The 23,615-nt window shown below is 48.8% G+C and carries 29 protein-coding genes and 1 tRNA gene; 4 read left to right on the top strand and 26 right to left on the bottom strand.

What is annotated here, in order from left to right; translation table 11 throughout:
• Positions 1-660, bottom strand: coding sequence for an amino acid ABC transporter permease (locus J7E85_RS00595; protein ID WP_215153955.1), 660 nt, complete (start codon positions 658-660; stop codon positions 1-3).
• 159 nt (positions 661-819) lie between these two features.
• Positions 820-1,587: an amino acid ABC transporter substrate-binding protein gene (locus tag J7E85_RS00590; protein ID WP_215153953.1), complete on the bottom strand. Its 768-nt coding sequence runs from the start codon at positions 1,585-1,587 to the stop codon at positions 820-822.
• 281 nt (positions 1,588-1,868) lie between these two features.
• Between J7E85_RS00590 and J7E85_RS00585 the strand changes: the two genes are divergently transcribed.
• Complete coding sequence (locus J7E85_RS00585) at positions 1,869-2,594, top strand: hypothetical protein (RefSeq protein ID WP_215153951.1); 726 nt, start codon at positions 1,869-1,871, stop codon at positions 2,592-2,594.
• A 113-nt stretch (positions 2,595-2,707) separates the two neighbouring features.
• On the opposite strand, the gene J7E85_RS00580 is transcribed toward J7E85_RS00585, so the two are convergent.
• From J7E85_RS00580 to J7E85_RS00540, 9 genes are all read right to left on the bottom strand, one after another.
• Positions 2,708-3,223 carry a hypothetical protein gene (locus J7E85_RS00580; protein WP_215153949.1) on the bottom strand — a complete coding sequence of 172 codons (516 nt, stop codon included), beginning with the start codon at positions 3,221-3,223 and terminating at the stop codon, positions 2,708-2,710.
• Between the two features lie 334 nt (positions 3,224-3,557).
• On the bottom strand, positions 3,558-4,487 hold the full coding sequence (locus tag J7E85_RS00575) for a manganese-dependent inorganic pyrophosphatase (RefSeq protein ID WP_215153947.1): 930 nt from the start codon (positions 4,485-4,487) through the stop codon (positions 3,558-3,560).
• Between the two features lie 126 nt (positions 4,488-4,613).
• Positions 4,614-5,636: a UDP-N-acetylmuramate dehydrogenase gene (locus J7E85_RS00570; protein ID WP_215153945.1), complete on the bottom strand. Its 1,023-nt coding sequence runs from the start codon at positions 5,634-5,636 to the stop codon at positions 4,614-4,616.
• A 202-nt stretch (positions 5,637-5,838) separates the two neighbouring features.
• Entirely contained in the window at positions 5,839-6,789 is a 951-nt protein-coding gene (gene rpoD / locus J7E85_RS00565; RefSeq protein ID WP_076322045.1) for an RNA polymerase sigma factor RpoD, read from the bottom strand.
• Between the two features lie 262 nt (positions 6,790-7,051).
• Positions 7,052-8,371 (bottom strand): beta-N-acetylhexosaminidase, encoded by a 1,320-nt coding sequence (nagZ, locus tag J7E85_RS00560; RefSeq protein WP_215154586.1) that lies wholly within the window; start codon positions 8,369-8,371, stop codon positions 7,052-7,054.
• Between the two features lie 174 nt (positions 8,372-8,545).
• Positions 8,546-8,701 carry a hypothetical protein gene (locus tag J7E85_RS00555; protein ID WP_165593394.1) on the bottom strand — a complete coding sequence of 52 codons (156 nt, stop codon included), beginning with the start codon at positions 8,699-8,701 and terminating at the stop codon, positions 8,546-8,548.
• Positions 8,702-8,824: 123 nt separating this feature from the next.
• The gene (locus J7E85_RS00550) at positions 8,825-9,673 is read right to left on the bottom strand and encodes a DegV family protein (RefSeq protein ID WP_215153943.1); all 849 of its coding nucleotides are present in this window, start codon (positions 9,671-9,673) and stop codon (positions 8,825-8,827) included.
• 149 nt (positions 9,674-9,822) lie between these two features.
• Positions 9,823-10,176: a GIY-YIG nuclease family protein gene (locus J7E85_RS00545; protein ID WP_215153941.1), complete on the bottom strand. Its 354-nt coding sequence runs from the start codon at positions 10,174-10,176 to the stop codon at positions 9,823-9,825.
• A gap of 27 nt (positions 10,177-10,203) precedes the next feature.
• The gene (locus J7E85_RS00540; protein WP_215154584.1) at positions 10,204-10,959 is read right to left on the bottom strand and encodes a DUF2087 domain-containing protein; all 756 of its coding nucleotides are present in this window, start codon (positions 10,957-10,959) and stop codon (positions 10,204-10,206) included.
• Between the two features lie 154 nt (positions 10,960-11,113).
• Between J7E85_RS00540 and J7E85_RS00535 the strand changes: the two genes are divergently transcribed.
• Complete coding sequence (locus J7E85_RS00535) at positions 11,114-12,412, top strand: MFS transporter (protein WP_215153934.1); 1,299 nt, start codon at positions 11,114-11,116, stop codon at positions 12,410-12,412.
• On the opposite strand, the gene J7E85_RS00530 is transcribed toward J7E85_RS00535, so the two are convergent.
• From J7E85_RS00530 to J7E85_RS00515, 4 genes are all read right to left on the bottom strand, one after another.
• Positions 12,402-13,079 (bottom strand): DUF4166 domain-containing protein, encoded by a 678-nt coding sequence (locus J7E85_RS00530; protein WP_215153932.1) that lies wholly within the window; start codon positions 13,077-13,079, stop codon positions 12,402-12,404. The genes J7E85_RS00535 and J7E85_RS00530 overlap by 11 nt on opposite strands.
• Positions 13,063-14,016 (bottom strand): DoxX-like family protein, encoded by a 954-nt coding sequence (locus J7E85_RS00525; protein WP_215153931.1) that lies wholly within the window; start codon positions 14,014-14,016, stop codon positions 13,063-13,065. Before J7E85_RS00525 ends, J7E85_RS00530 begins: the two co-directional genes overlap by 17 nt.
• Before the next feature lie 189 nt (positions 14,017-14,205).
• Positions 14,206-14,844: a response regulator gene (locus tag J7E85_RS00520; RefSeq protein WP_215153928.1), complete on the bottom strand. Its 639-nt coding sequence runs from the start codon at positions 14,842-14,844 to the stop codon at positions 14,206-14,208.
• Entirely contained in the window at positions 14,841-16,187 is a 1,347-nt protein-coding gene (locus J7E85_RS00515) for a sensor histidine kinase (protein WP_215153926.1), read from the bottom strand. Before J7E85_RS00515 ends, J7E85_RS00520 begins: the two co-directional genes overlap by 4 nt.
• 114 nt (positions 16,188-16,301) lie before the next feature.
• On the opposite strand from J7E85_RS00515, the gene J7E85_RS33760 reads away from it, so the two are divergent.
• Entirely contained in the window at positions 16,302-16,556 is a 255-nt protein-coding gene (locus J7E85_RS33760; RefSeq protein WP_251035349.1) for a hypothetical protein, read from the top strand.
• A gap of 354 nt (positions 16,557-16,910) precedes the next feature.
• Here the strand turns inward: J7E85_RS33760 and J7E85_RS00505 are convergent, their stop codons facing one another.
• The 8 genes from J7E85_RS00505 to J7E85_RS00470 form a co-directional block, all read right to left on the bottom strand.
• A complete protein-coding gene (locus J7E85_RS00505) occupies positions 16,911-17,555 on the bottom strand; it encodes a TVP38/TMEM64 family protein (protein ID WP_353049442.1) in 645 nt (214 codons plus the stop codon).
• Positions 17,556-17,564: 9 nt separating this feature from the next.
• Positions 17,565-18,047: a DinB family protein gene (locus J7E85_RS00500; protein ID WP_215153925.1), complete on the bottom strand. Its 483-nt coding sequence runs from the start codon at positions 18,045-18,047 to the stop codon at positions 17,565-17,567.
• Complete coding sequence (locus J7E85_RS00495) at positions 18,040-18,639, bottom strand: DUF4269 domain-containing protein (protein WP_215153924.1); 600 nt, start codon at positions 18,637-18,639, stop codon at positions 18,040-18,042. The genes J7E85_RS00500 and J7E85_RS00495 overlap by 8 nt, the downstream gene beginning before the upstream one ends.
• A 38-nt stretch (positions 18,640-18,677) precedes the next feature.
• Positions 18,678-19,484 carry a GNAT family N-acetyltransferase gene (locus J7E85_RS00490; protein ID WP_215153923.1) on the bottom strand — a complete coding sequence of 269 codons (807 nt, stop codon included), beginning with the start codon at positions 19,482-19,484 and terminating at the stop codon, positions 18,678-18,680.
• A 91-nt stretch (positions 19,485-19,575) separates the two neighbouring features.
• A complete protein-coding gene (locus tag J7E85_RS00485) occupies positions 19,576-20,295 on the bottom strand; it encodes a DsbA family oxidoreductase (protein WP_215153922.1) in 720 nt (239 codons plus the stop codon).
• Positions 20,296-20,430: 135 nt separating this feature from the next.
• Positions 20,431-21,012 carry a uridine kinase family protein gene (locus J7E85_RS00480; RefSeq protein ID WP_215153921.1) on the bottom strand — a complete coding sequence of 194 codons (582 nt, stop codon included), beginning with the start codon at positions 21,010-21,012 and terminating at the stop codon, positions 20,431-20,433.
• A gap of 166 nt (positions 21,013-21,178) precedes the next feature.
• Positions 21,179-21,439, bottom strand: a complete 261-nt coding sequence (locus J7E85_RS00475) for a YqkE family protein (protein WP_076322198.1) — start codon at positions 21,437-21,439, stop codon at positions 21,179-21,181.
• 131 nt (positions 21,440-21,570) lie between these two features.
• Positions 21,571-21,643, bottom strand: a tRNA-His gene (locus J7E85_RS00470).
• A gap of 193 nt (positions 21,644-21,836) precedes the next feature.
• On the opposite strand from J7E85_RS00470, the gene J7E85_RS00465 reads away from it, so the two are divergent.
• Positions 21,837-22,685, top strand: a complete 849-nt coding sequence (locus J7E85_RS00465) for an alpha/beta hydrolase family protein (RefSeq protein ID WP_215153920.1) — start codon at positions 21,837-21,839, stop codon at positions 22,683-22,685.
• A 31-nt stretch (positions 22,686-22,716) separates the two neighbouring features.
• Here the strand turns inward: J7E85_RS00465 and J7E85_RS00460 are convergent, their stop codons facing one another.
• Genes J7E85_RS00460 through J7E85_RS35050 form a run of 3 tightly spaced genes read right to left on the bottom strand, consistent with a single transcriptional unit; the run spans position 22,717 to position 23,530 of the window.
• Complete coding sequence (locus tag J7E85_RS00460; RefSeq protein ID WP_215153918.1) at positions 22,717-23,274, bottom strand: GNAT family N-acetyltransferase; 558 nt, start codon at positions 23,272-23,274, stop codon at positions 22,717-22,719.
• 2 nt (positions 23,275-23,276) lie between these two features.
• Positions 23,277-23,411, bottom strand: coding sequence for a hypothetical protein (locus J7E85_RS35055; RefSeq protein ID WP_483311292.1), 135 nt, complete (start codon positions 23,409-23,411; stop codon positions 23,277-23,279).
• A complete protein-coding gene (locus tag J7E85_RS35050) occupies positions 23,408-23,530 on the bottom strand; it encodes a hypothetical protein (RefSeq protein WP_483311291.1) in 123 nt (40 codons plus the stop codon). The genes J7E85_RS35055 and J7E85_RS35050 overlap by 4 nt, the downstream gene beginning before the upstream one ends.
• Positions 23,531-23,615: the final 85 nt, after the last annotated feature.

Genomic DNA, 23,615 nt, shown 5'->3' with positions numbered 1-23,615 from the left:
CTATTCATATTTAAATCGGCGTTCCAGAAACTTAAACAACATGGTTAACACTAGCGTCATCAGTAGATAAATAACACCCGCGATGAAAAACGGCATAATCGTAAAATCGCGATTGACCGCCGTATAGGCGAAGTGCAGCAGCTCCGGAACCGCCACGGCATACAGCAGCGCCGTATCTTTCACCAGCGTAATGGACTCGTTGGATACCGCCGGCAGGGCCACGCGAAACATTTGGGGCAGAATCACTTTCGTGGTCGTTTGCCAGCGGTTCAGGCCCAGCACCTTGGACGCTTCGTATTGACCCTTGTCAATCGCCAAGAGACCTCCCCGGAAGATTTCCGCAAAATAAGCAGCATAGTTTAGCACAAAAGCCAAGGATGCGGCTACAAAACGGTCCAAAACGAGATATTCGCCGATCACGGGCAGCACCGGCAGCCCGAAGCAAAAGAACAACAGCTGCAGCAGCAACGGGGTACCACGAAAAACATAAATATAGGCATTGGCCAACCAAGCCAGCGGCTTGATTGCGCTTCGAACCATTAACGTGAACACAAACCCGAGCGGGATCGAGACCAGGATGGCAATTAAAAACAACAGGATCGTTGTCTGTGCGCCCTCCAGCATCGGTTTGCCGATTTGAACGATGTAATCCATACTCATATACTCTTAACTCCTAATGGAAAAACTTCTTGAGATGCTTGAAGTTCTTCAAAAATATCGTAGACCCATAGCAGGGAACACAAAACCGGAGCCTTTGGTCAAAGTCCGGTTTCTGGGAATACCTATGGAAGGATGAATAGCCATCCTTGTGGGAACATCCTACTTCAACACTTTGTTTTCGCCAAACCATTTCTCGGAAATCTTGGCTGCCGTACCATCGGCATTCATGTCGTCCAGTGCTTTTTGCAGACTTTGAAGCAGCTCCTCGTTGCCTTTCTTAACTCCAATGCCGTACTGCTCTGGTGCCAGGGATTCCTCGAGAATCTTATACGTTCCTTCTTCCTTGGACATGAAGTATTTCATCACGACTTCGTCTATGATCACAGCCTCTACGCGTCCATTCTTCAAATCGCTCAGAGCCAGCATATTGTCAGGGTATTCGTTGGTCTTCTTCACTTGCGCGTGAATCTCATTGGCACTTAACGCATCGGCAGCTGAGGATAGCGACTGCAACCCGACCTGTTTGCCTGCCAAATCGCTGATCGAAGTTATATCCGAATCAGCCAGCACGGCGACGACCTGGCTATTCTCCAGATAAGGCTTGGTGAACAACACTTTCTCCTTGCGCTCATCAGTAATGGTATAGCCGTTCCATATCAAATCAATACGGCCGCTGCTCAGTTCGGACTCCTTCGATTTCCAGTCAATGGGTTGAAACTTGATTTCCTTGCCCATCTTCTCGGCGGCTGCACGAGCATAATCGATATCAAAGCCAACAATTTCATTGCTCTCGTCACGAAAACCCATGGGCGCGAACTTGTCGTCAATCCCGACAACCAGCTCATTGCCATCGCTTGCTGAGCTTGAACAGCCGACTACGGTTAATAGAAGCATGAAGCCTGCTAATACGGATGCTATCTTTTTCACCAAAAAATCCCCCTCGTAGACATTAAACGCAGCCATATTCAGGATGTATAGGAATCCGTTTCATATGCAAACTGCTTTTTCACTTTAATACGTTATCAAGACTCCATGATACCATATTAGCAGAGAAGAGTCGATAGTTTCATAGAATGGTCAATTTTCACCATTTGACCAGAAATTTATGTATTTTCATCCTATATTAAGGTTACTTTAAGGATGATTTCAGTTTAGCAGGAAAGAATGATGAACTGTAAGACCAACATCAAGAAAGGCGGTAAACAACAATGACAACCCACTTGAAGTCAGTGAAGCGGCTGGTGCTTGTCGCCATCGCTGTAGTCATGGGCCTCGCTTATCTTCCCGTCTCGGTCTCAGCGGAACCGATTGGACAGCAAACAGAATCACCGGCTGTTCCTTCGTCCAAAGACGAACGCGGGCAATATAAACCAGGTCATATGTTCAAGGCAATCTCCCAGTTTCTGAAGCTGGAACCGCAAGTTCTTCAGGATAAACTCAAAACCTCGACACTCGCGGAAATAGCCAAGGAACAAGGTATATCTAGAGATGCCATGAAAGCCAAGATCGTTGAGCTGTTGAAGGATAAAATCGCCTCGCATCCGAAGCAACTGGGTAAATCCATCGATTACTCCGCTGCCGCAGACAAGCTGCTTGACGCCAAAGGCGGATGGCATAAGCAGCGGATGCATCAGCGTCATGGCCGTTTAATCTCGGATAGCGTCGAGTTGGCCAAGCTTCTGAAGACGACGCCGGAAGCACTCAAGCAGTCGCTCCAATCCGGAAAATCATTGGCTCAGATCGCGAAGGAGCAAGGCGTGCCCGTCCAGTCCGTCATTGATCAACAAGTCCAGGCACTCACCAAGCGACTGGATCAGAAGTTGACCGAAGGCAAACTGACGAAGGAAGAATACGAGGAGCGCAAATCCAAGATTGCTCCGTTCGTCAGCGATGTGGTGAATGGTAAACTCAAACCGATGAAACACAGTCGGTAAAGTACCCGCTTGCGCTTAACCGTTGTCATTGGACAGCACAAGAGCCGCTACAGCGGTTAGGAATAACCAATGGAGCGGCTCTTTATCATCCGTTTATTCTATTTATCATCCATTTAAGGCACGTATTGCTGGATCATCTTCACAACGACGCCATCTTCGACGGTGATATGAAATGGAAACCATTTCATATCTACGATATCATCCTTTTTGTAGATGTCCGTGAATTTGTCCAGACTTACCAGCTGGTTCCAGGAAATCTGGGCATCCTCATACCGTCCGGTATGATCGTACAACTGAAGCAGCACTTCTGCATCGCCTGCCACAGGAAGTTCAATCTGTTCTTCCGTATCGTTTATGATATAATAGCCGTCCAGAGCTTCCGTCATCTCAGGGTCCTGTTCCCGTTCGCGGAATACCTGATTCGCTTCCTCTCCCTCATACCATTCAATCGGATCTACTTGCAGATAGACCTTGCCGTCTCTAATCTCAAGGCCGTTGATGTAGACAGCTTCCTGATTCGAAGCTTTCGGAACCGGCTCATAATTGTTGCCTGAGGCTACGCCAACGGTTGTCATCATGATCAGTACAAGCAGCATCATTGCTCCCAATTTCCAAGCCGACTTCTTCATCTTCTCATCGCTCCCTCTTCATCCTTCTATTAAATAGATTCAGCTCGTGAACCCGACTTAGTGTACATTAAACATCATTAACCTAATTCCTGGATATTTGAAACGTATATGTATTTTATCATTCATATCTTTATTATACGAACCCATTTGGTAAAAAGGATGTCAATTCGATGTAAATTCATTACAATATTTCAATCTTCGTAAGCGCTTAACATTCGTGGGCGTTGAAGGGTCTTCTAATTATGGATGAACCCGGAAATACACACAATAAAAAACAAGCCCTCCCCGCTGATTCCTCAGTCGATGGTCAGGCTTGTTGATACTCATCCAGATATTATTGATTGAATGCTTCGGTCAGAACAGGAACGATCTGCGATTTGCGGGAAACCACGCCTTTAAGCAGGGCCTTGTTCTCCGACAGAGACACATTATATGCTTTCTCAACGGCTTTGGACTCTTTACCGAGTGCAAGAGCGATTGAATCGTTGTTCAGAATATCTGTCACGACGAAGACGAACAGATCAAGATTTTTGTCGGCGATAATCCCTTGAATCGCATCTTCGAGTTCGGCTTGACGGGACAATACATCATTGGTATCGACCGCGTTAACCTGTGCGATTTCCACTTTGGCTCCGCCCATTTGAAATTCCTTGGCGTCCAGGGAGATTAATTGCGCGATGGTTTTGTCGCTCAGATCGGCGCCTGCCTTAAGCATCTCCAACCCATAGCTGTCTGCATCCACGCCAGCGATCTCAGCCAGCTCGCGAGCTGCTGCGATATCTTCGTCCGTGCAGGTTGGGGATTTGAACAACAAGGAGTCCGAGATGATGGCGGACAGCATCAGACCAGCAATTTCTTTACGAACGGCTACGCCTTTTTCCTTGTAGATCTTGTTCAGAATGGTGGCTGTGCAGCCAACAGGCTCAGCACGGTAGTACAACGGGTGGCTTGTCTCAAAATTCGCGATACGGTGATGATCGATAACCTCGATCACGCGAACCTGATCAATGTCGCTTGCGCTTTGCTGACGCTCGTTATGGTCCACGAGAATAACGTCTTGCGCTTCGCTTGCAACTGTCTCAACGAAACGAGGCGCTTCTACCTTAAAGTAATCGAGCGCATATTGCGTTTCACCGTTAACGTCACCAAGACGTACGGGCTCAGCGGAAAGGCCGAGCTGGTTCTTCAAATCAGCATAAGCAATAGCAGAGCAGATCGTGTCCGTATCCGGATTTTTGTGTCCAAAAATTAATGTTTTTGCCATATATAATGCCCCTCTCGCAACATAAATTTCATCGTTTATATCGATAAACAGATGATCACCTATCTGATTATATCGTTAAATTCTACTTATTCCAATTCCTTTACAGAGATTATTTTCAGGTCGTGTTTATACCAGTACAATTTCAGGTTCCGGAACGAATCCGAAATGGTTGTTAATCGAATCCGAGATCAGATTCATCAAGTACAGGATGTCGGTTGCCTTGGCATGCTTCTGGTTCAGAATCATGTTACCGTGATGCGGAGAAATGATTGCGCCGCCATATTCGGTTCCTTTCATATTCAGCTGATCCACGAGCGAGCCGACGGCTACCCCATAATCATAATTATTTTTGAATACGGAACCGCAGGACGGGTAATCGAAATGGCGTTTACTCGTCCGGTACTTGATGATGTCAAGCATTGACTGCGGCGTCTCGATTCCTCTTCCTGCTAACGCGTGCACCTCGCCCAGGAAGAATGAGAAAAAGGACGGCAAGGATGATGGATGGCTGCCGCGGGTCTTCCATTCTGTAAGCAGTTCGGACGTCATGCTGATCTGCTCCTCCGAGCTGACCGGAATATTGAGATCGGCGCCAACTATGATCCAAGGGTGCTGCTGGAAAATGGATTGCTTGTATGCAAATAAACAGTCCGCCAGGGGAATGGACTGTACCTTTAAGCTCGAATCCGTTGTATCGATATAATAAACCGTGTCCAGAATATCGCAGATTTGGCGCGCATTATATTTGGCATTCATATAGATGCCGGCCCCTACGCAGCCTGGCAGCAAAAAAGTAAAGTCGAGCAAATCCGTTCCACCCATTAAACCCATCAAGGACAGTAGCGACATGGGCGCGCCGGATGAAACGTACCATTTATCTCCTGACACCCGAAGATCCACCAGGTTTTTGAGCGATATAAACACCAGATCATGGTTCGGTTCATCCGGGAACAGGATATTGGAGCCCATCCCGAAGATGTACCATGGCATCCCGCGTTTCCTGCAGTCCTGCAGCAGATCCGCCAGGTCATTTGCCGTTTCAGGCATGGCCAGATAATTGGCTGAACCGCCGATCCCATACGTAGAAAAAGCAGACAGCTCCACATTGCGCTTGCACAATCGGTCGATAGCAGATGTATGTAAAGTCATCGTAGACATGTCACTCCCTATTCTTCACATTAGGCACAACATTCCTTACTAAATGTGGGGATGTTACATCATTATGATCCATCTGCTTAGGCGGTGTCAATCTGGAGTGGAATCCTGGCTAAATAGCAAAAAATCCCTGGATTACAGCCATTAGACCGTAACCAAGGGATTCATTCATGATCTCTTTATTCGTGCCCAGGATTTATTCGAGGAAATCCTTGAGACGTTTGCTGCGGCTCGGATGACGCAATTTACGAAGCGCCTTCGCCTCAATCTGCCTGATGCGTTCACGCGTAACGCCGAACACCTGCCCTACTTCCTCCAGGGTGCGGGTCCGACCATCCTCAAGTCCAAAGCGCAGCCGGAGTACATTCTCTTCACGCTCGGTGAGCGTATCCAGCACTTCCTCCAGCTGTTCCTTCAGCAGCTCAAACGCCGCGGCATCTGCCGGAGCCAATGCGTCCTGATCCTCAATGAAATCACCCAGGTTGGAGTCGCTTTCCTCGCCGACCGGCGTTTCCAGGGACACAGGTTCTTGGGATACCTTCTGGATCTCACGTACTTTTTCCGGCGTGATATCCATCTCTTTACCGATTTCTTCCGGCGTCGGTTCGCGCCCCAGCTCCTGAAGGAGCTGCCTGGAGACACGGACGAGCTTATTAATCGTCTCTACCATATGCACCGGAATCCGGATCGTTCTTGCTTGGTCAGCGATCGAGCGAGTTATCGCCTGACGAATCCACCAGGTGGCATACGTACTAAACTTAAAGCCCTTGGAGTAGTCGAACTTCTCCACCGCTTTGATCAGGCCCATATTGCCTTCCTGTATCAGATCAAGGAACTGCATTCCCCGACCAGCATAGCGTCTTGCTATACTTACAACGAGACGAAGATTCGCTTCGGCCAAACGGCGTTTCGCTTCTTCATCTCCCTCCTCTATTCGTTTGGACAGTTCCACTTCTTCATCGGCTGTAAGGAGGGGAACCCGACCGATTTCTTTCAGGTACATGCGAACCGGATCGCTAATCTTGATGCCTGGTGGAAGTGAGAGATCGTCATGAACCGAAAAATCCTCTGTCGGAGAATTAGCCGCTTTCTCTGTATCCGTAACCTCTCGTTCCAATGCAAAATCCGCACTTTGACGGTTCTCCATTCTATGCCCCCCTGTTGACAATCCCATATTTTCATGCTAATCTAGCATTAGGTTATTATGACATTAAGCCAATAGTTATTTATCCTTCATTCTAGCATATTTTTCACACTATATCAACTTCTAATATATTCTAGTCCATTTCACCCGATCTCAGCCTGAGATCGGGTTTTTATATGCTCCAAGTCCGTCTTTGTCTTGGGGAACTAGACATTACCTCCTCGTACAAGTACAAGACCATCCTCTTACACTACATATGCTACGTTTATTTGAGCTGATCTAGTACAGCTTTCGTTTGCTGATTCAACGATTTCACATCGGGAGTCTTCACGGGCTCATCGCTCAGCAGATATTTGTGCTTTAATTCAAGCGTTGCCCTTACCCGGTCGTTCAGCATCTCCCCTGGGATCACGCCGCTATCAACAGCCTTGGTCAATGCCTGAATGACCGCTTCTTCCAATGCATATTCATGTCCGATCAGAATCATGTTGCTCCCTGCGACGACGGACTTCACGGAAGCCTCTCCTACGTCCGTGCTGCCGGAAATAGCCCCCATGGTCATATCATCCGTTATAACGACACCCTTAAACCCCATTTCTTCCCTTAACAAATCGTTAATGACGGGTTTCGAATAGGAGGATGGCGTATCCGGATCAATGCCCTTCATCAGCAGATGCGCAACCATGACCACATCGGCCCCTTCATCAATCGCTTGTTGAAACGGTACAAGCTCCACTTCATGCAGACGCTTTAGATCATGGTCAACAACAGGCAGACCGAGATGGGAATCGACCGAAGTATCGCCATGCCCGGGAAAATGCTTCACGACAGGAACGACACCATCCTTCTGTATCCCCTTCATGGAGGCAATCCCCTGCGCGCTTACTGTTTCTGCTGTGGTGCCAAAGGCTCGATCACCGATGACCGGATTGTTCGGGTTGCTATTAATGTCCAGCACCGGGGCGAATACCATATTGAGCCCGAGTCCCGCTACCTTCTGCGCGATAAGACCGCCAACACGCTTCGTCAGCGCAAGATCCCCCTTGCTTCCGACTTTGCCGCTTGACGGCAGCTTAACATACTCATCGGGAAAACGGGTAACCCGTCCACCCTCCTCATCAATACTCAGCCATAGAGGCACAGGATTCACAGCATTTGCCTTCTTCAGCTCATTCAATAGGTCTACTGACTGCTGTACGCTCTCGATATTATCCTTAAAAAGGATAAATCCGCCTACATGGTAATCCTCCAGCAATCTGCGCGAGGTATCATCCAAGGCAGTCCCTTCGATTCCAACCAGCACCAGCTGGCCGATCTTCTCCTTGACGGTCATGCTATTCAGAAGCTCAGCTACCGCATCTTCAGGCTCGTTCTCAGGCAAATCCCCGTCCTCGCCTTCGTTGTCCGTGCTGCTTGATGGAGGCGGTGTCCCGTCTTCATCATCTGGAGAAGGAGTCTGCGGCTCCTGCACTTGCTCCGAAGGCGAAGCTCCTGGTTCGTTGTCCCCAGGGCTACCGGATTCGGCTCCGCCCCGGCAACCTGCCACAGCTAATAGCAAGATGACAACCAGCATCGTTAAGCACATCCATTTTGTCCTACGCTTCAACTTGTCACCTTCCTTCAAATTCACACTATTATATTCGTCCTCTGTTCCACAGAGTCCTTCCATCATAACATGATTTCCTTACAGCCCAAACCAAGCCTAAACTGCCCGCCTAAGAAAGAAGAAAGAGCCGCATCGACAACGGCCCTTCTTCGCCTATTTAAGCAGTCCAAGCTTACGGGCTTGCTCCTCGGTTAATATAAACTGCTCCGTGTCCCATACTTCATCCTCATCCGTTCTTCCGAACATCAGCATGATATCATCCCAAATATTCTTTTGCATCGCCTCAGCTTGCGTGATAATCACCTTCATGTGAACGTCATTCCTTTCCTTGGAATCATCTCCTACTACATATACAACCATCACAGGTCGTATAGAATCGAAAAACAAGCAAAAGCCTGCAGATAGTATCTGCAGGCAGGATCTGTACTATAACTAGGAATAAGCTGGATGATATTTAATCCACGACATCGCAATGGTGCCTTCGCCGGCATGGATGCCCGCAACGGGAATAAAGGTCATGATTTCGGTTTTCAACGCCGGATGGGCCCCGCTGATTTCCTTCTGGATTTCTTCGGCAACTTCTACGTTGTTTGCGTGCATGATGCAGACCTTTTTAATTTTCTGTAAATCCAGTTTCATAAGTTCCAGCATTCTCTGCTTGGCCTTCTTGAACGTCCGGATCTTCTCTTCCACAATGACCTTGCCTTCATCAAAACGCAGCAGCAGATGAATGCGGAGCAGGTTGCTGAGAAGAAGCTGGGTACCGGATACCCGGCCGCTGCTGTGAAGCCGGTGCAGGCTTGCCGGAATAAGGTAGAACGACATGTTTTGCACCATGGACTGGATTTTATCTTTTATGATCTGCACGGTATCCCCTTGGCTGTGCCAGTGAATCCCGGACATGATCATTTCACGTACCGGAAACGCTCCCGCTTGAGAATCGATGCCAACCACGGGTACCTCGGCAATCTCTGCTGCCTGCATAGATGAATTCAATGTTCCGCTGAGCTCGGATGAACAGTGAATGGCGATAATATCATCATACTTCACTTTCAGGGATTCATATAATTCGATGAATTCACCGATTGGAGGCTGTGAGCTGCTGACTTTCGGTTCATCTTTCATTCTTTCATAAAAGGTCTCTGCCGAGATGTCAATTCCTTCCTTGTACGCCTCCTGTCCAAGTATCAACCTCAAAGGTACAATATAAATATGATTTTCCTTGGCGAATTCAGGATCGATTGTACTCGTGCTGTCGGTTACCCAAGCTATGGATCTCATTATCGTGTTCACGTCTCGCTTTCGTGTAGTAAGAAGTAGAAAGGAAGCGATTTAAGCCTCTAAATTCATCATATCTTACCCTTACAGCGCATTGCAAACGAAAGAAATGTGAATTCATATCCTACACATAGGTTCGCCACACAAAAGCCTTATTTTCGCTCTGCGTTATACCCCTTTTCTCCAAAAGGTTCCAACTGTTCAATCCAATATGCCTCCCGTTTGCTGACAGCGTCCTTCAGATCATAGAACGGATCTTGCTTCGGCTCAATCGTCTCCAGAATATCGAAGGCAAAAGCATCCTCACCATACTCATTCCATTCCCGCTGAAGTGTCTTATTGTAGCTTGTTCCCATCTGCAGCTCGAATCGTTTGCCGTTCATGGTCTTCAAGTTATTCGTTCCGGCAACAAATACCTTGCCGTTCTTTGTGTTTCGAATTTGATACACACCTGCTTCAATCTTGATTTCCTTATACATTTGATTTAGTTCCTGTCTGCGATTCATGGCGTCAAAACCTCCTAATCTTAGCGTTTATGTCGTTAACCAGTACTGGCTTCCATCATCCTTGCGATTCAAAAAACCATATTCGATTAAATATCGGCGAATGGTCACATAATCGGGATTGTCTCTTCCGATCGTATCGTTGATTTCCTGTTCGGAATACGAGACATCCGGTTTAAAACGGGCAGCGATTTCTCGTAAAACGACGTACTTCTGTTTCTCTTTGAGCTTAAATGACTTCAGCGGGCCATCGGTCCCTTCGGGAAACACCTTGGCCAGGATCGCTTGCCTCTCTTCTTCGGTGACATTGTAGCGCTCATCCACCATTTTGGCCTGCTTGGGAATTTCCACGAATGCCGGTGCATGGTCATCCTTTCCCTTCAGCAGCTCCATTAAAGTCAGCAGCACCTTGGACTGTCTTTCCTTCTCCTTCAGGGCAAACCGGTGATTGCGAATCGTCGAAGCACTCCCTATGCCGAGCTCCTGTTGGACCTCTTTATCGTTCATACCCTGATAGAAGAGCTGCAGCAATCGATTCTGATGCTCGGTCAGTCCAGTCAGCTTCTTATCGAGGCCCGACAGATACTGAAACACGGAGCCATGCTCCCGGCGGATATGAACAGTCATGTATCGTTCTGACTCATATAACACATCTTGGTCCGGGTAGATGATCCCTTTCTCAATCATCTTGCCGCACAGGAGGCATACCCATACAGAGCCTTCGTCAATATAGCCTTGTTTAAGTTCATCTATAGAAGCATTCCAGAAACGCTCGTTCGGATCCAATGCAAACACCACTTTTCAATTAGTTATTTATATAGACATTTTATATTTTTGTCTATGACATGTCAATCATGCTCCATCCCGATATAAAATTTCTTCCTCCCTTATGTTGAACCTGCTAGAATAGAGGTTGCTGTAAAATTTAGGAGGTATCATCATGGGTTTCATTCAACAGTCGGCAAAAGAAATGCATTCTTGGCCGCGTAACATCAAGCTGTTTTTTCTAGCTAACGTGCTGTATCAGATCGGTACCGGCATGTTTAGCGTGCTCTACAATTTGTACATACAAGGCCTTGGATATAATGACTCCATGAATGGAACAGTGGTCAGTATTCAATCCCTGGCAACGGCACTGATGTTCATTCCGATTGGCCTGATCGGAGACCGTGGCAGCCGCAAGCGAATCCTCGTCTTGGGGGCATTGTTAAGCGGTGCGGGACTGATCGCGCGCTCTTTTCTGGAAAGCGAGTTCAGCTTGCTTGGTCTTGCGATATATACCGGTTTGTTCGCTTCCTTTTTTCAGGTGCTGGCTATCCCCTTTTTAGCGGAAAACACGGCGAAAGCGGCTCGCATGCGGATCTTTAGCATCCATGCCTCGCTTGTTCTTGCTTCTCAAGTGCTCGGAAGCATGGGAGGCGGATTCTTGGCGGATGCCCTGCAGGCCGTTGGTATGAACAAGGTCGGCAGCTTGAAAACCGCGCTGTTCATAGGTGGCCTGGCAACCTTTGCGGCGTTTATCCCGCTCTTGTTCACAACCGACCAGAAGGCCGAGGAGATACAGGCACTGGATGCACCGCTTACGGATCATCAACCAGCTCAGGCAGGAGTAGCTGTTAACACCTCCGGTTTGGGGGATTACAAAGTCATCGGTCAGTTCGCGCTTGCCCAATTGTTAATCGGCCTGGGATCAGGGCTTGTCGTGCCTTATTTGAATTTATATTTTACCAACCGCTTCTCGGTATCGTTATCAGCTGTCGGAATTCTGATATCACTCGGACAAGTCATGACAATCGTATCGATGCTGATTGGACCTACACTGGTGAATCGGGTGGGAGCCGTTAGGGCCGTGGTGCTCTTTCAAGTCCTATCCTTGCCCTTCCTGCTGTTAACCGGGTTCACGAACGTACTCCTCATTGCATCGGTCGGCTTCCTGTTCCGCCAAGCTCTGATGAATGCCGCCAATCCGATACAGTCCTCTATTCTGATCGACCGCGTACCGGATCACCGAAGAGGAATCGCCAATTCAGTCACGCAAACAGCCTTCATGCTGGGCTGGGCTACCATGGGACCCGTACAATCTAAACTCGTCACCACTTACGGCAGCTATTGGGGATATGCGATCACATTTTGTATTACCGGAACGCTATATGTCGTATCTTCGTTTCTATACTACCGAATGTTCCGTGAGCGCAAGAGCAGCAGCCTCTCCTCCTCCGATACCACCGCTACTCTCTAACCTCAACCCGCAGAGGTTTCACATGGAGCGGAACAGCTCCATCAGCTACAGCCATGGTCCGGGCCTGAAAGCTTCCCTTGTACCGGAACACAGGCCCCCATATCGGATTGTCCACCTCAACGGATATCCGGTATTGTTGACTCCCGTCATCATACCATTCGTTTACATCGGCTGTTCCGGTGAACCACCGGGGAACTCGAAACTGCAAAAGCCCCTCATAAAACCTCTGCTCCCCCGATTGAATGCGAATTCCGCCGTTAGTCCCCGCGGCTATCCGGAGATCGACCGCCAAGTGCTGTTTATTCCCTAAATAATCCACGACACGGCTGCGCTGCGCACTATAGATCATCGTGGCATCAAACCGCCGCTGAATACCCGGAAAATCAAAGCGGCGACACCACGTCACTGTTTCTCTTCCCCATTCGTCACGATACGCATAGTTCTCAATCCGAAACGGAATCCCTTTTCCTCGATTCGGAAACATAATATGCCGCTTCGTGCCTATATACAGAGGCAGCGCGGCCCAAGGCGCGTACCAGATCTCTTCCATGATGCCTTCGCCAATCGAAGCGATGTGATCCTTGCTGTCAAACCCGAACCGCTCCCGAATTTTGGGATGGAGCTTTTGAAATTGCAAGCCTAGCGCTTGTTCATAGATCGATGTCATGCATCTCCCCTCCTTTGCGGGAGTTATGCCCGGGGACGGGTCTTCGTGCCGGGCGGTAGGCACTCGGTAAATCTTCAGAAGACAGCAAAGCCATGAAGCATAATCCCATCATGGATACGCTAAGCGTTAACGGATTGAACGGGGCTTTCATTAATTGAGGGTCTGTTATCCATGCTCCAAGCATCAAGATCGCCAGCAAGAGAATTTGCAGCCTGTACCACAACCGACTCTTATGAAAGAGCAACGTCAATAATCCGACTCCGATCTCGGTGATGCCGAGCAATATCAGCACCAAGCCCTCCTGGCCTCCTGCCAAGCCCGACTGCCTCAATAAATCAAGCTCCCCGGCTTCCGGAAACAACAGCTTCGGTACCAACCCCTCATAACACCATAGAATGACCAGCATAAGTACGCTCAAGGCATGGATGAGTACCTTTTGGATCGTTGCCGAAGGCGGAATATCCTTCTCTGCCCATAAACGCAGCACATCAAAACTCCATGCCGTCGCCGCGCCGAATATAGGCCGGAACAGCAAGCGGTCAAACCAGGCGCCCGCCATGCCGAACCGCGTTTTGTAATCGTAATGGGTAGAAAAGCTTATGCCCCCGCTTCCCTTGTCCGCATACTTCCAATAGCCGCTTCCCTCCCGAATCAGCGAGCTGCGTTGATCCGAGCCAAAGCGCAGCACCGAGATCCGATTCCCCGTCTTCGGGTGGACAGCCGTTTTCGTGGCTCCCGCCCCTGTAACTTCCAGTCCGAACCCAATGCGGGTTTTATATAAGAACCGCTGGATGTCTGAATCAGCCTCCGGTAAATAATGAATCTCGGAAAATCGCAGATCCCACTGTTGATGCAGCTCAGGCCTTTGCGTCAACGTCCACAGCTTATCCATATCTGTCTTGATATCGAGTTCAACATAGATCGGATTTCTCTTCATACGCTCAGCTCCCCTTGGGATGTCCTTTAGCTTCTTAAGCTGGACACCTCTCTATTTACAAGTTATTTTACAGCCGCCGGGGACTCGCCGTTAGACCTCACTTTTGTAGAACATGCCAAGAAGAGGTACTACGTTTCGTAGTACCTCTTCCAATCCTTCTATATGATCCAGTCATAATCTGCACTAAAGCTAGTTGTCGTTCTCTCTCACAATCCCTTTGCGGCGGACCTTCTCCACGGCTTCCTTGCTGCTTCTTACTCCGAGCTTTTTCAACATTTTATTGATCTGGTTCTTGAGCGTGCTCTCGGTTTTGAACAGCTTCTTCTCCATCTGGGAATGGGTGTACCCTTCATCCAACAGATCAAACACCTCACGCTCCGCAGGCGTTAAGCCGCGCAACTGCTCTTCGCGCTTGAGGCGGGCAAATTCCTTGAGCAGCACCTCCATCGACCCTGGATGAAGCACCGCGCTTCGGATCGCTGCCGGGAGCTCTTTAAACTTCGACTTCTCAATATAATTGACAGCTCCAGCCGTATAGGATTGCGTGATTACCAACTCGTCACCCAGCGAGGTCAACATGATGACCTTGGCCTGCGGTTTACGCTCAAGAATTTCGGCGGCCGTGTATATCCCGTCAAGTCGACCTGCAGTCAGCTGAATATCCATAAGTACGATGTCAAAGGAGAGGATTTGCGCCATCGCAATTGCTTGTTCAGGCGACTCGGCTGTCCCGACAACGATCATATCTTCCTGCGCATTTAGAAAAACGGTCATCGATTTAATCCAATCCGGGTCATCCTCTACCAAGAAGATTTGTATGCGATTCAAGCTTCTTCCCTCCCGGATAAACGAATAATTTTACTACGTGGAAAATATAACGTAATCTCCGTACCCACCGATTCACGGCTCTCCAGACCTACGGAACCTCCGCTTTTCTTCATCACGTTATACACATACGACAAACCAAGCCCGAAGTTATCCTTCTTATGACCCTTGGTGCTGTAAAAAGGTTCAAACACAAGTGCCTGCTGCGCTCTCGGAATGCCAATCCCGTTATCCTTAACGGAAATCGCAGCTCCTTTGCGGTCTGCCATTACCGTCAACGTGATCACTCCTCCATCAGGCATCGCCTCCACACTATTGCGAATGAGATTGCTGATCGCTTCCTTCAAATGGACGGTATCCGCGAGCAGCCACGGCCGCTGGCGGCAGATCACCATTAACTCAACACCATGCCTGCGCAGCAGATCCTGTTCGCGGAGCTGCAGCTTCGCAAGCAGCTGATCCACGCGGACAGGCTGTTCCACCAGCTTGAATGCCTTCATCTGCTGCTGCATGCGCCCCACCATGGCAAGCAGATGCTCCGATGAGTTCGCTATCACTTCAAGCTGTTCGATGGCAACGCCTTTGTCCTGTGGCAGCAGCCGTTTTACGTTTTCCGTGCTCATCGCAATCTTCCCGATCTCGTTCTTGATGGTATGATTCAGCATCGATGTCCCCGAGCTGACAGCTTGCATCGTGCGATCCAGCGGATCGCGCTCGAATTTCAGGCGTACGCCCAGGACGCCGTACACAAAGGTACAGATGACGGCAACGCCCATCGAATACAGAATGAACAGGGACACGTACCGAAATGAATCATAACCGGGCGAGATCAGATTTCCCACATTAATCAGCAGCATCACACCGAGCAAGGTAGGCACCATAATCCAGGTGGTGATCCACATGCTTTTGCGTTTTTGCGGATTCATCTCTTGCGACAACGCGCGAATAAGCAAGGCACATGCGGCCACATAATAGGGAACCGTCCACACGAATAACCAGCCATAATGAATTCGGTAATCTTCCGTCAAGAGCACTTGTGCCAGCATCGCGAGAACTGGCAGAAACAAGCCTAGCTTGAAATCGCGTTTTCTCTTATGATGCTGAGGTCTGCGGGTATACACCATGCAAAATATCAACACGCCGTACGGTGTCAGGGTATGGTTGAGAACTTGTATCCACGGTTCGTACCGAACCGGAATAAAACCGGAAGGGGCAAGCAAATCCGTCAAGCCGCCGATCCCTGCGCTCCATAGAAAAAAAGCCGCCCAGCGGTTCACCTCGCTCCGAGGTTGATTGAACAGCAGCACAGCGGCCGCGCTCCAAAGCGCTACCACATAATATATCATGACACATCGTCCATTCTCTTCCCGATTATAGTTTCATCCTACCACAATTGCGACAGCTGCGGGACCTCCTGCCTTAATGGTAAAGGCCAGATGCCGGATTTCCCTCAGGGGCAGATGGAGAACGGATTCGGCGGCGAGTTTGGCGGTCAAATGCAGGGAGGCCGGGGAATGGGCCGGCCAGGCGATTGGTCAAACGGGGCTGCCGAGGATAAAGGCAGTGCCAAGGAGACCTTGTACGCCGGAGTATCGATCGTCCTACAATTATACAATGAACCACGTGATCATGATGGGCGCTCCGATAAGGATCATGCCCAGCGCCATGACGATCCTCGTCGTATTTCTAGACAGCTTGTGCTGGGTCGCGATTGAACGATACCAACCGCTGAACTGCAGGCGATTTCGGTAGAGTACAAGAAACCACAGGACATTCCCCACGAACAGGAACAGGAAATATAGTCCGTTCCAAGGTATCCAGGCCTTCAGTATTTCATGTTCAATGTTGCCCAGAACCGTTACAAAGATCATCATAATGATCATCATACGTATCATTTCGAGAATGGATGAGGCCATTTTGGTCATAACACTTACTCCCTTTTCAAACATGCTGGTTTTGACATTACTATTTTTCCATTATACAGCAAAAGGCGAGATCGAGATATGCCAAAAGACGATATGGTCATGAAGAACCATACCGTCCGTTTTTTTCCTCAGCAATGATGCTATTCAATGGGACTCGAGCTCTGCTTGTTGATCGTGTACCGATTGTTTCCTTATAAAGTATGAATCCAGCTTCCGACTGACCCACAAGGACAGCACGATAAAGGCAAGGACACCTAACAATTTAAAAGGTTCAGCAATAAAATCGGACAGGTTGGCACCGATGTAAGAGACACAGAACACCATAATGCCCTTGCCCAAGGTTACAGCCATCAGATAGGACATCAGGTTCATTCGGGCCAGCCCGGCGGCCACATTGACAGCGACAAACGGCCCTACGGGAAGTATGCCAAGCAGGAAAACGTAACTGAATCCGTTGCGCTGAATCCAGCGCATACCACGCTGAACTTTAGGTTTATTCGCCCAGCGTTCGATCAGGGCCGTACCGGATATTTTGCGCACGATGAGAAAGGTCGTTAAGCATCCTGCCACCATACCGATCCAGGAGTAAAGAAACCCTGCCCAAAGCCCATACACCGCCGCATTAACACCTACGATCACGATTGTAGGCATCGGTGGAATGAAGGATTTCAGAAAAGTCAGAAGGATGCCCGGTAAAGGGCCTAATGCTCTAAATTGTTCTAATAACCATTCCAGATTGCTCTCTGTAAAGTAAGACATGATGTCCAAGTAGCCAATCAATGACTTCACCCATTTCTGCTAAGTATTGCGACTAGCTGACTGAAGCACCTGATTCAACTGAGCCAGATGGTGGTTGTCGTGCCAGATGAAATCCCGCATAAATTGCGCTACCTCAAAGGGATGCCCATCCCCGTCCGAGTACCGCAACTCATATGACGTTTCAGGCAGGGCTTCGATCGCCCGAATCAGCTTCTCCCTTGCGGTTATCGTCTGATCCACCAGCGCTTCTATTGATAACGTCTTGGCATATTGCCTCGACTGTTCATTGAAAGTGTCATAATCCATATGCCGGACGGTCAATGCATCCCCTGTGGAAATTTTGGCAATGGCTTCTTTGTAAAAATACTCATCCCAGCGCATGATATGGCATACCACATCACGTACGGCCCATTTCCCCTCTGCAATTGGGGTGCTCCAGTATCCCTCTTCCTGTTCCGCGAATTCTCTCACTTTGCCGATCCATGCGGAATACTCATTCAGCAGCTGCTGTTTGTCACTCATATCCATTCTCCTTGTCCATATAAGATTTAATATAGGCGTCCAGTCGATCCTCCGGCCAGTGATACATCTTGAGCAGCTCCTCATAAGGATCGCCTGTGATATGTAACAGCTTCGCAAAGGCAGGCTCCGTCTTGTAGCCCGACCTCTTCAGCTCGATGATGCCTTGTCTTGCGGTTTCACCGAGTCGCTTCAAAAGCTTGTATTCCACAATCATATGACGATAACCATTCTGCTTCGTCGAAGGTAATGGCTGTGCAAAAATCTCGAATTCCCATCCTTTATACCGAAAACGCGCTACCGTTCGATCCACGTTGTTGACCGTACGGGATGAGCATGTGAAATTCGAAACAAGTTCACTATAATGCTCCGTGAGCTCTCGCTCAAAACGGGCAAAATCCGTCACATGGCATATGATATCGAGATCGCTTGAAGCGATGTCAATCCCAATAGGGATCGTACCCACCAATATCGGGTTGCAGGGTTTCAAATGATCCCATAGTCTAAGCTCGTCTATAACCATGGCTGCTTGCTTCTGTTTAGCAGAGCCTAGTCGTAAGTACTCCAAATTAAGAAAATCCATATGTTCTTGCATGGCTGCCACCACCTGCCTTACTGCTCTGAACTTTCAGGCTAGCGCTCGGTCCACGTCGTCCGAACATAGCCCAGCTTCATGCCAATCGATTCCATGTTACGATGGCTCTGCGATAAGAAGGCACATTGGGAGGCAATCAGATCGCATCCTGCAAGCTTCGCATCCTGTATTCTCCTGCGAAGCAGCTCCTGCTGCAAGCCCTGTCTACGATGCTCCGGGAGTGTTGCCGCAAATGTTAGTGACGCTGTCGATTGATTTACATACATGACGCCTGCTGCAGCCGGCTCATCTTCGACATAAGCGATATAGAAGCTCCATCCCGGGCGTGAATACAATACACGATTATTCGCGGCTACAGATGGAATTCCTTGATCAGGCAATCCTGTTCCACGGCAATGAACTTTAGCATAATCCTCAAATTCATCTTTGTCTATTGTTCTGATCACAATTCCATTACCTTGCACCCCCTTCAGCTCTTGCGGGTTCATATACATGGAATTATGAAAAGCCGATTGATAGAATCCGCGATCGGCAAGCGCAGTCAGGACTTCCTGATTCACCAGGCCGGGTACGATCTCAAACTGGAATTTGCGGTCCCTCGATTGATAAAAGTCGATGATATCGTCCAAGTTATTCAGATCCTCTGAACGCAGTCCTTTCACCGTGTTAAAAGAAAGCCAAGGCATCGTCTTGCTGTACAAGCACAGCGCATGGCCGAAGCGTTTCATTTCGACCCCTTCGGGATTTCCGGTCCGACCTTCGATTGCTTTCATTCGATCCAACATATAATCCGTTTCCGAATCCTGAATTCGATGGATAAGTTCCTCAGATGGAAGATGCCGCATATGGCCTCCTATGTATTATGATTAGTAATTGGAAAAATAGAGCCCGAAGATCGTTTACTGATGCTTCGGGCTCTTACTTGCTGTGTATGTTTTATTTCGCGCTGCCCGGCAAATCGCATGATCCGTCAGCGCACATGCCGTCGCTGCTGTCGGAATCATTCATCATCACTAGCGGATTCGCTTCACGATAAGCTTTATTTAGAGCGTCCGTGAACACTTCCAGCGGCTGCGCGCCGGACACGGCGTATTTGCCTCCCAGCACAAAAAACGGCACTCCCCGAATTCCCAAATTTGTTGCAGCGGATTCATCTGCCCTTACTTCCGATTGGAAATCGCCACTCTCGAGCGCAGCCACTGCCTGATCCCGCTCCAGGCCGACTTCAGCCGCCAGATCGGCCAACCGATTCTTATCACCAAGATTCTCGCCGTCTGTAAAGTGTGCACGGAACAAACGCTCCGTCATTTCTTTCATTTTACCATGCCCGGATGCAAAATGAACCAGGCGGTGAGCATCAAATGAGTTGGCCGGGATGACGCGATCCATGTGATAAGTAAGCCCGACGCTTGCCGCTTGCTGGGTCACGTTGGCATTTGCAGCCTTGGCCTGTTCGATACTCATGCCGTATTTGGATGCCAATATCTCATCCATGGAAACCCCGGCCTTATACGATGCATTGGGATCAAGCTCAAAGCTGCGGTATACCACTTCAACCTGATCTTTATTAGGGAATTGCTCCAGTGCCGATTCGAAACGGCGTTTGCCAATATAACAGAACGGACACATAAAATCCGACCATATTTCAACTTTCATTCTTTTCGCCTCCTAGCGAGTATGAATACTAACTTACTTATTGTAACCCGCTTTCAGCATGACATCAACACCTCACATGAATATGGAGAGGTCTTGGAAGGATGTTTAGGATACCGCGTACAGGCACGCCAGTTATCAAAGCAGTTTTCTGTTCTCCAGTAATCTGGTTAGAATCCAAGCCGTCACAACCTCGACGCCTTGATTTCCCGTCAAGGAACTATTCATCACCAAATCCGCATGCCAGCGGGTAGGCTCAACATATTCATCGTGCCTGTATCTCACAAGCTGCAAATATTCCTGAAGCACCCTTTCCTCGCTATGTCCCTTATCGATAAACCAGCGGTTTCTGCGAAGCATTCTTTCATCTGCAGGGCAGTCTACGAACAGTTTCAAATCAAGGGTGTTCCGAAGATATTCGAATTGATACAGGAGAAATCCTTCCATGACGATTACATCATATTTGCCACTATGGACGGCGTGATCATAATCCTCGGTCAGACGCTCGATATCGACGGCATCCGGATGGTTAAAATCCTCAAATATTTGATTCGTGAAGGGTGCCTTGGCCAAGGGCCTAATGGACTTATAGTATTTATCCATATGGAAGATGGTCACCCTGTACTCGCTTAACCTCTCCTTGAGCGTAAGACTTAGCGTTGTCTTGCCGCTGCCCGAACCTCCGCCAATCCCGATCCTTAAAGTCTGCCTATGCTCCATATCCTTTCATCTTCCTCCGCATGTATGTCCAATGTATAGGTTCCATTATTATACAACCGATCCAAGGAAGTTGAAAGTTCCTGCGTTACAAGAAACACATCAACCGGCGTACTCTCACACAAGACAGACCGTGGTAACAAAAAAACAGACAGCATACCGCCGCCTGTCACTTATATTTTTTCCAATCCATCTCGCTGTGTTCCAGTAAATATTCAAAATCATTATCGCGCCGCTTCTGTTCAGCCTTACGCACTGCTTCCCGTTCCTGCCTTTCCTGCTCAAGCCGCTCGGCTTCATTGGCTTTCAAGGATTCGGTCGTTGCCTTCAACTTCGCCAGAACTTGAGGGTCCAGCATATCCTTTAACGTTGCGGGTTTATCGGCAGCTTCGGTTCGCGGCAAGGGAGACGTTCGTTTCTTTTTTGCCATGATGATTCACCTCGATTTCCACTTCATTATATCATCTTATGTACGGTCTGGCATCTATATCTGTTTGAAATAATCATGAAAAAAAGAGAGCCTCTCGGCTCTCCTTCCCATTATGCATACTTTACTTTGAGGGCGATCGATGGGACTTGAACCCACGAATGCCGGAGCCACAATCCGGTGCGTTAACCCCTTCGCCACGACCGCCAAGACAATGAGAATTTCATATTCTCGAGAAGACATTTTTGCAGACATTTATCCATTTGGCAAATTGTAATTTTTCACAGTCCATTCTTGATTTCAACGGAAAGAACATACTATACTTACTTGAACTCCAACATCTGAGAATAGAGCCCTTTTTACGATACAATATGATTTAAGCATAGGAGGTAGGACATCGATGATCTATCATATTGACTACGTCTCAGAGGGATTACATGTCAAGGGGTATCTAGGTTTGCCGCCGAAATTGCCCTGTTCAAGCACCCATGAGATGTCCGAAGCGGTCGACGCCATACCCGGCGTAACGGTAACCGGCACGCTTGCATGCTCCTTGAATAAGGACACTGTCCCGGAAGGATCCTTCGGGTCAACTGAGCCTAAGCTGCCACTGGTTCTGTATTGCCGCGGCGGCATTGGACGGGTTGGCGCGGTAAGGTTGAAGTGGGTCGAAGAATTCGCAGCGCAAGGATATGCGGTGTTTGCTCCAGCCTATCGCGGGAATGAAGGCAGCGAGGGCAGGGATGAATTCGGCGGTGCCGATACGATGGACGTGATCTCCGCAATTGAATGGCTATCGCGCATTGCATGGATAGATAACAATCGTATTCATCTGTTAGGCTTTTCCCGCGGGGCGATCAATGCAGCCGTGGCAGCCGCCCTGTCATCGCATGTATCCAAATTGATCCTCTGGAGCGGCGTCTCCGACCTAGCGCAAACCTACGATGAACGAATCGATCTTCGCAGAATGATGAAACGCATCATTGGCGGTACGCCAACCAAGTTTCCGGAACGATACCTTCTCCGGTCTCCGATCCATTATGCGGACCGAATCCAATGTCCTGTCCTGATTGTCCATGGGACGCGGGACGAACAGGTCCTGGTGGAACATAGTTACCGGATGCTGGACAAGCTTCAAGAGCAGGGACATCAGCCGGATGCCCATCTGTACGAAGGTCTTGGGCATCATTTCCCGCCGCTGCAGCATGCAGCGGCGATCAACCGGATGTTCGACTGGTTGAAGAAATAAGTAGAAGTTGAGGAGCGCTCCTCACTTCTACTTATCTCTCTCCAAGCGCGTGTTGATTGGCATTGCTTCCACCTAGCTTGTGCCCAGCAGCCGTCTCAATCCAGTATTTACACGTCCCGTTCGTAATGGAACTTAATTCACCGTGATTCCATTCAATGATGCAACGGGAAGCCAGGTTGGATTCATCACAGGTCAGAAGGACCCGGCTTATGTTTTTGTCATAGGCTTTCTTGACCAACTCCGCCAGCAGCCGCTTGCCATATCCTTTTCCACGCTCCGACGGCCTGATGACATACCCGATATGTCCCCCTAGCTCTAGCAGATTCTCATTCAGTCGGTGTCTCAGCTTACCGTATCCTACAGGCTTGTCGTTATCGTATAACCAATATATCGTCTGAGGAACATACTCATCCGGAAGATCGATGCCTCTGGCCATTTCATAGTTGCGTTGGACCTTAGAGACGAACTCTTCCATGCCTCCGCTATTTAGACCATTAACAAAGCCATTCCCGCCCTGGCCGATTTCCTGGACCATGAGCAGAAGGCTCTCATCCTCCTTCACCTGCAGCTCCCTTAACACTAATACCATGCCTATTCCTCCACTTGAAAGATTGAATCTACAATGACAGGCAGCTGATCCCGTAAGGATACGGCTCCGAATACGGATCTGGCGTGAATCCCTTGGTCTCCGAACACCTCAAGCATCAAGTCCGAGAAGCCATTCAACACCTTACATACATCAATCCGTTAACAATGACATAATTGGCATACTTCGCTGCTGGCGAGCAGGCTTTAGGCAAGCTGATGCCCAGGCGCTTCAGACGTCCCTCCGCACGAACGGTCATGTGATCACTCCTACAGGAAAATTATTCTATATAAATTCCAACTATTGTATCACGGAATGACCTTTTTACAAGTAGAAAAAGACCA

The organism is Paenibacillus sp. ISL-20 (assembly GCF_018613005.1).
Classification (GTDB): Bacteria; Bacillota; Bacilli; order Paenibacillales; family Paenibacillaceae; genus Paenibacillus_AQ.
The sequence above is the reverse complement of the archived record's forward strand: the minus strand, read 5'-3'. Positions and strand labels throughout refer to the sequence as shown.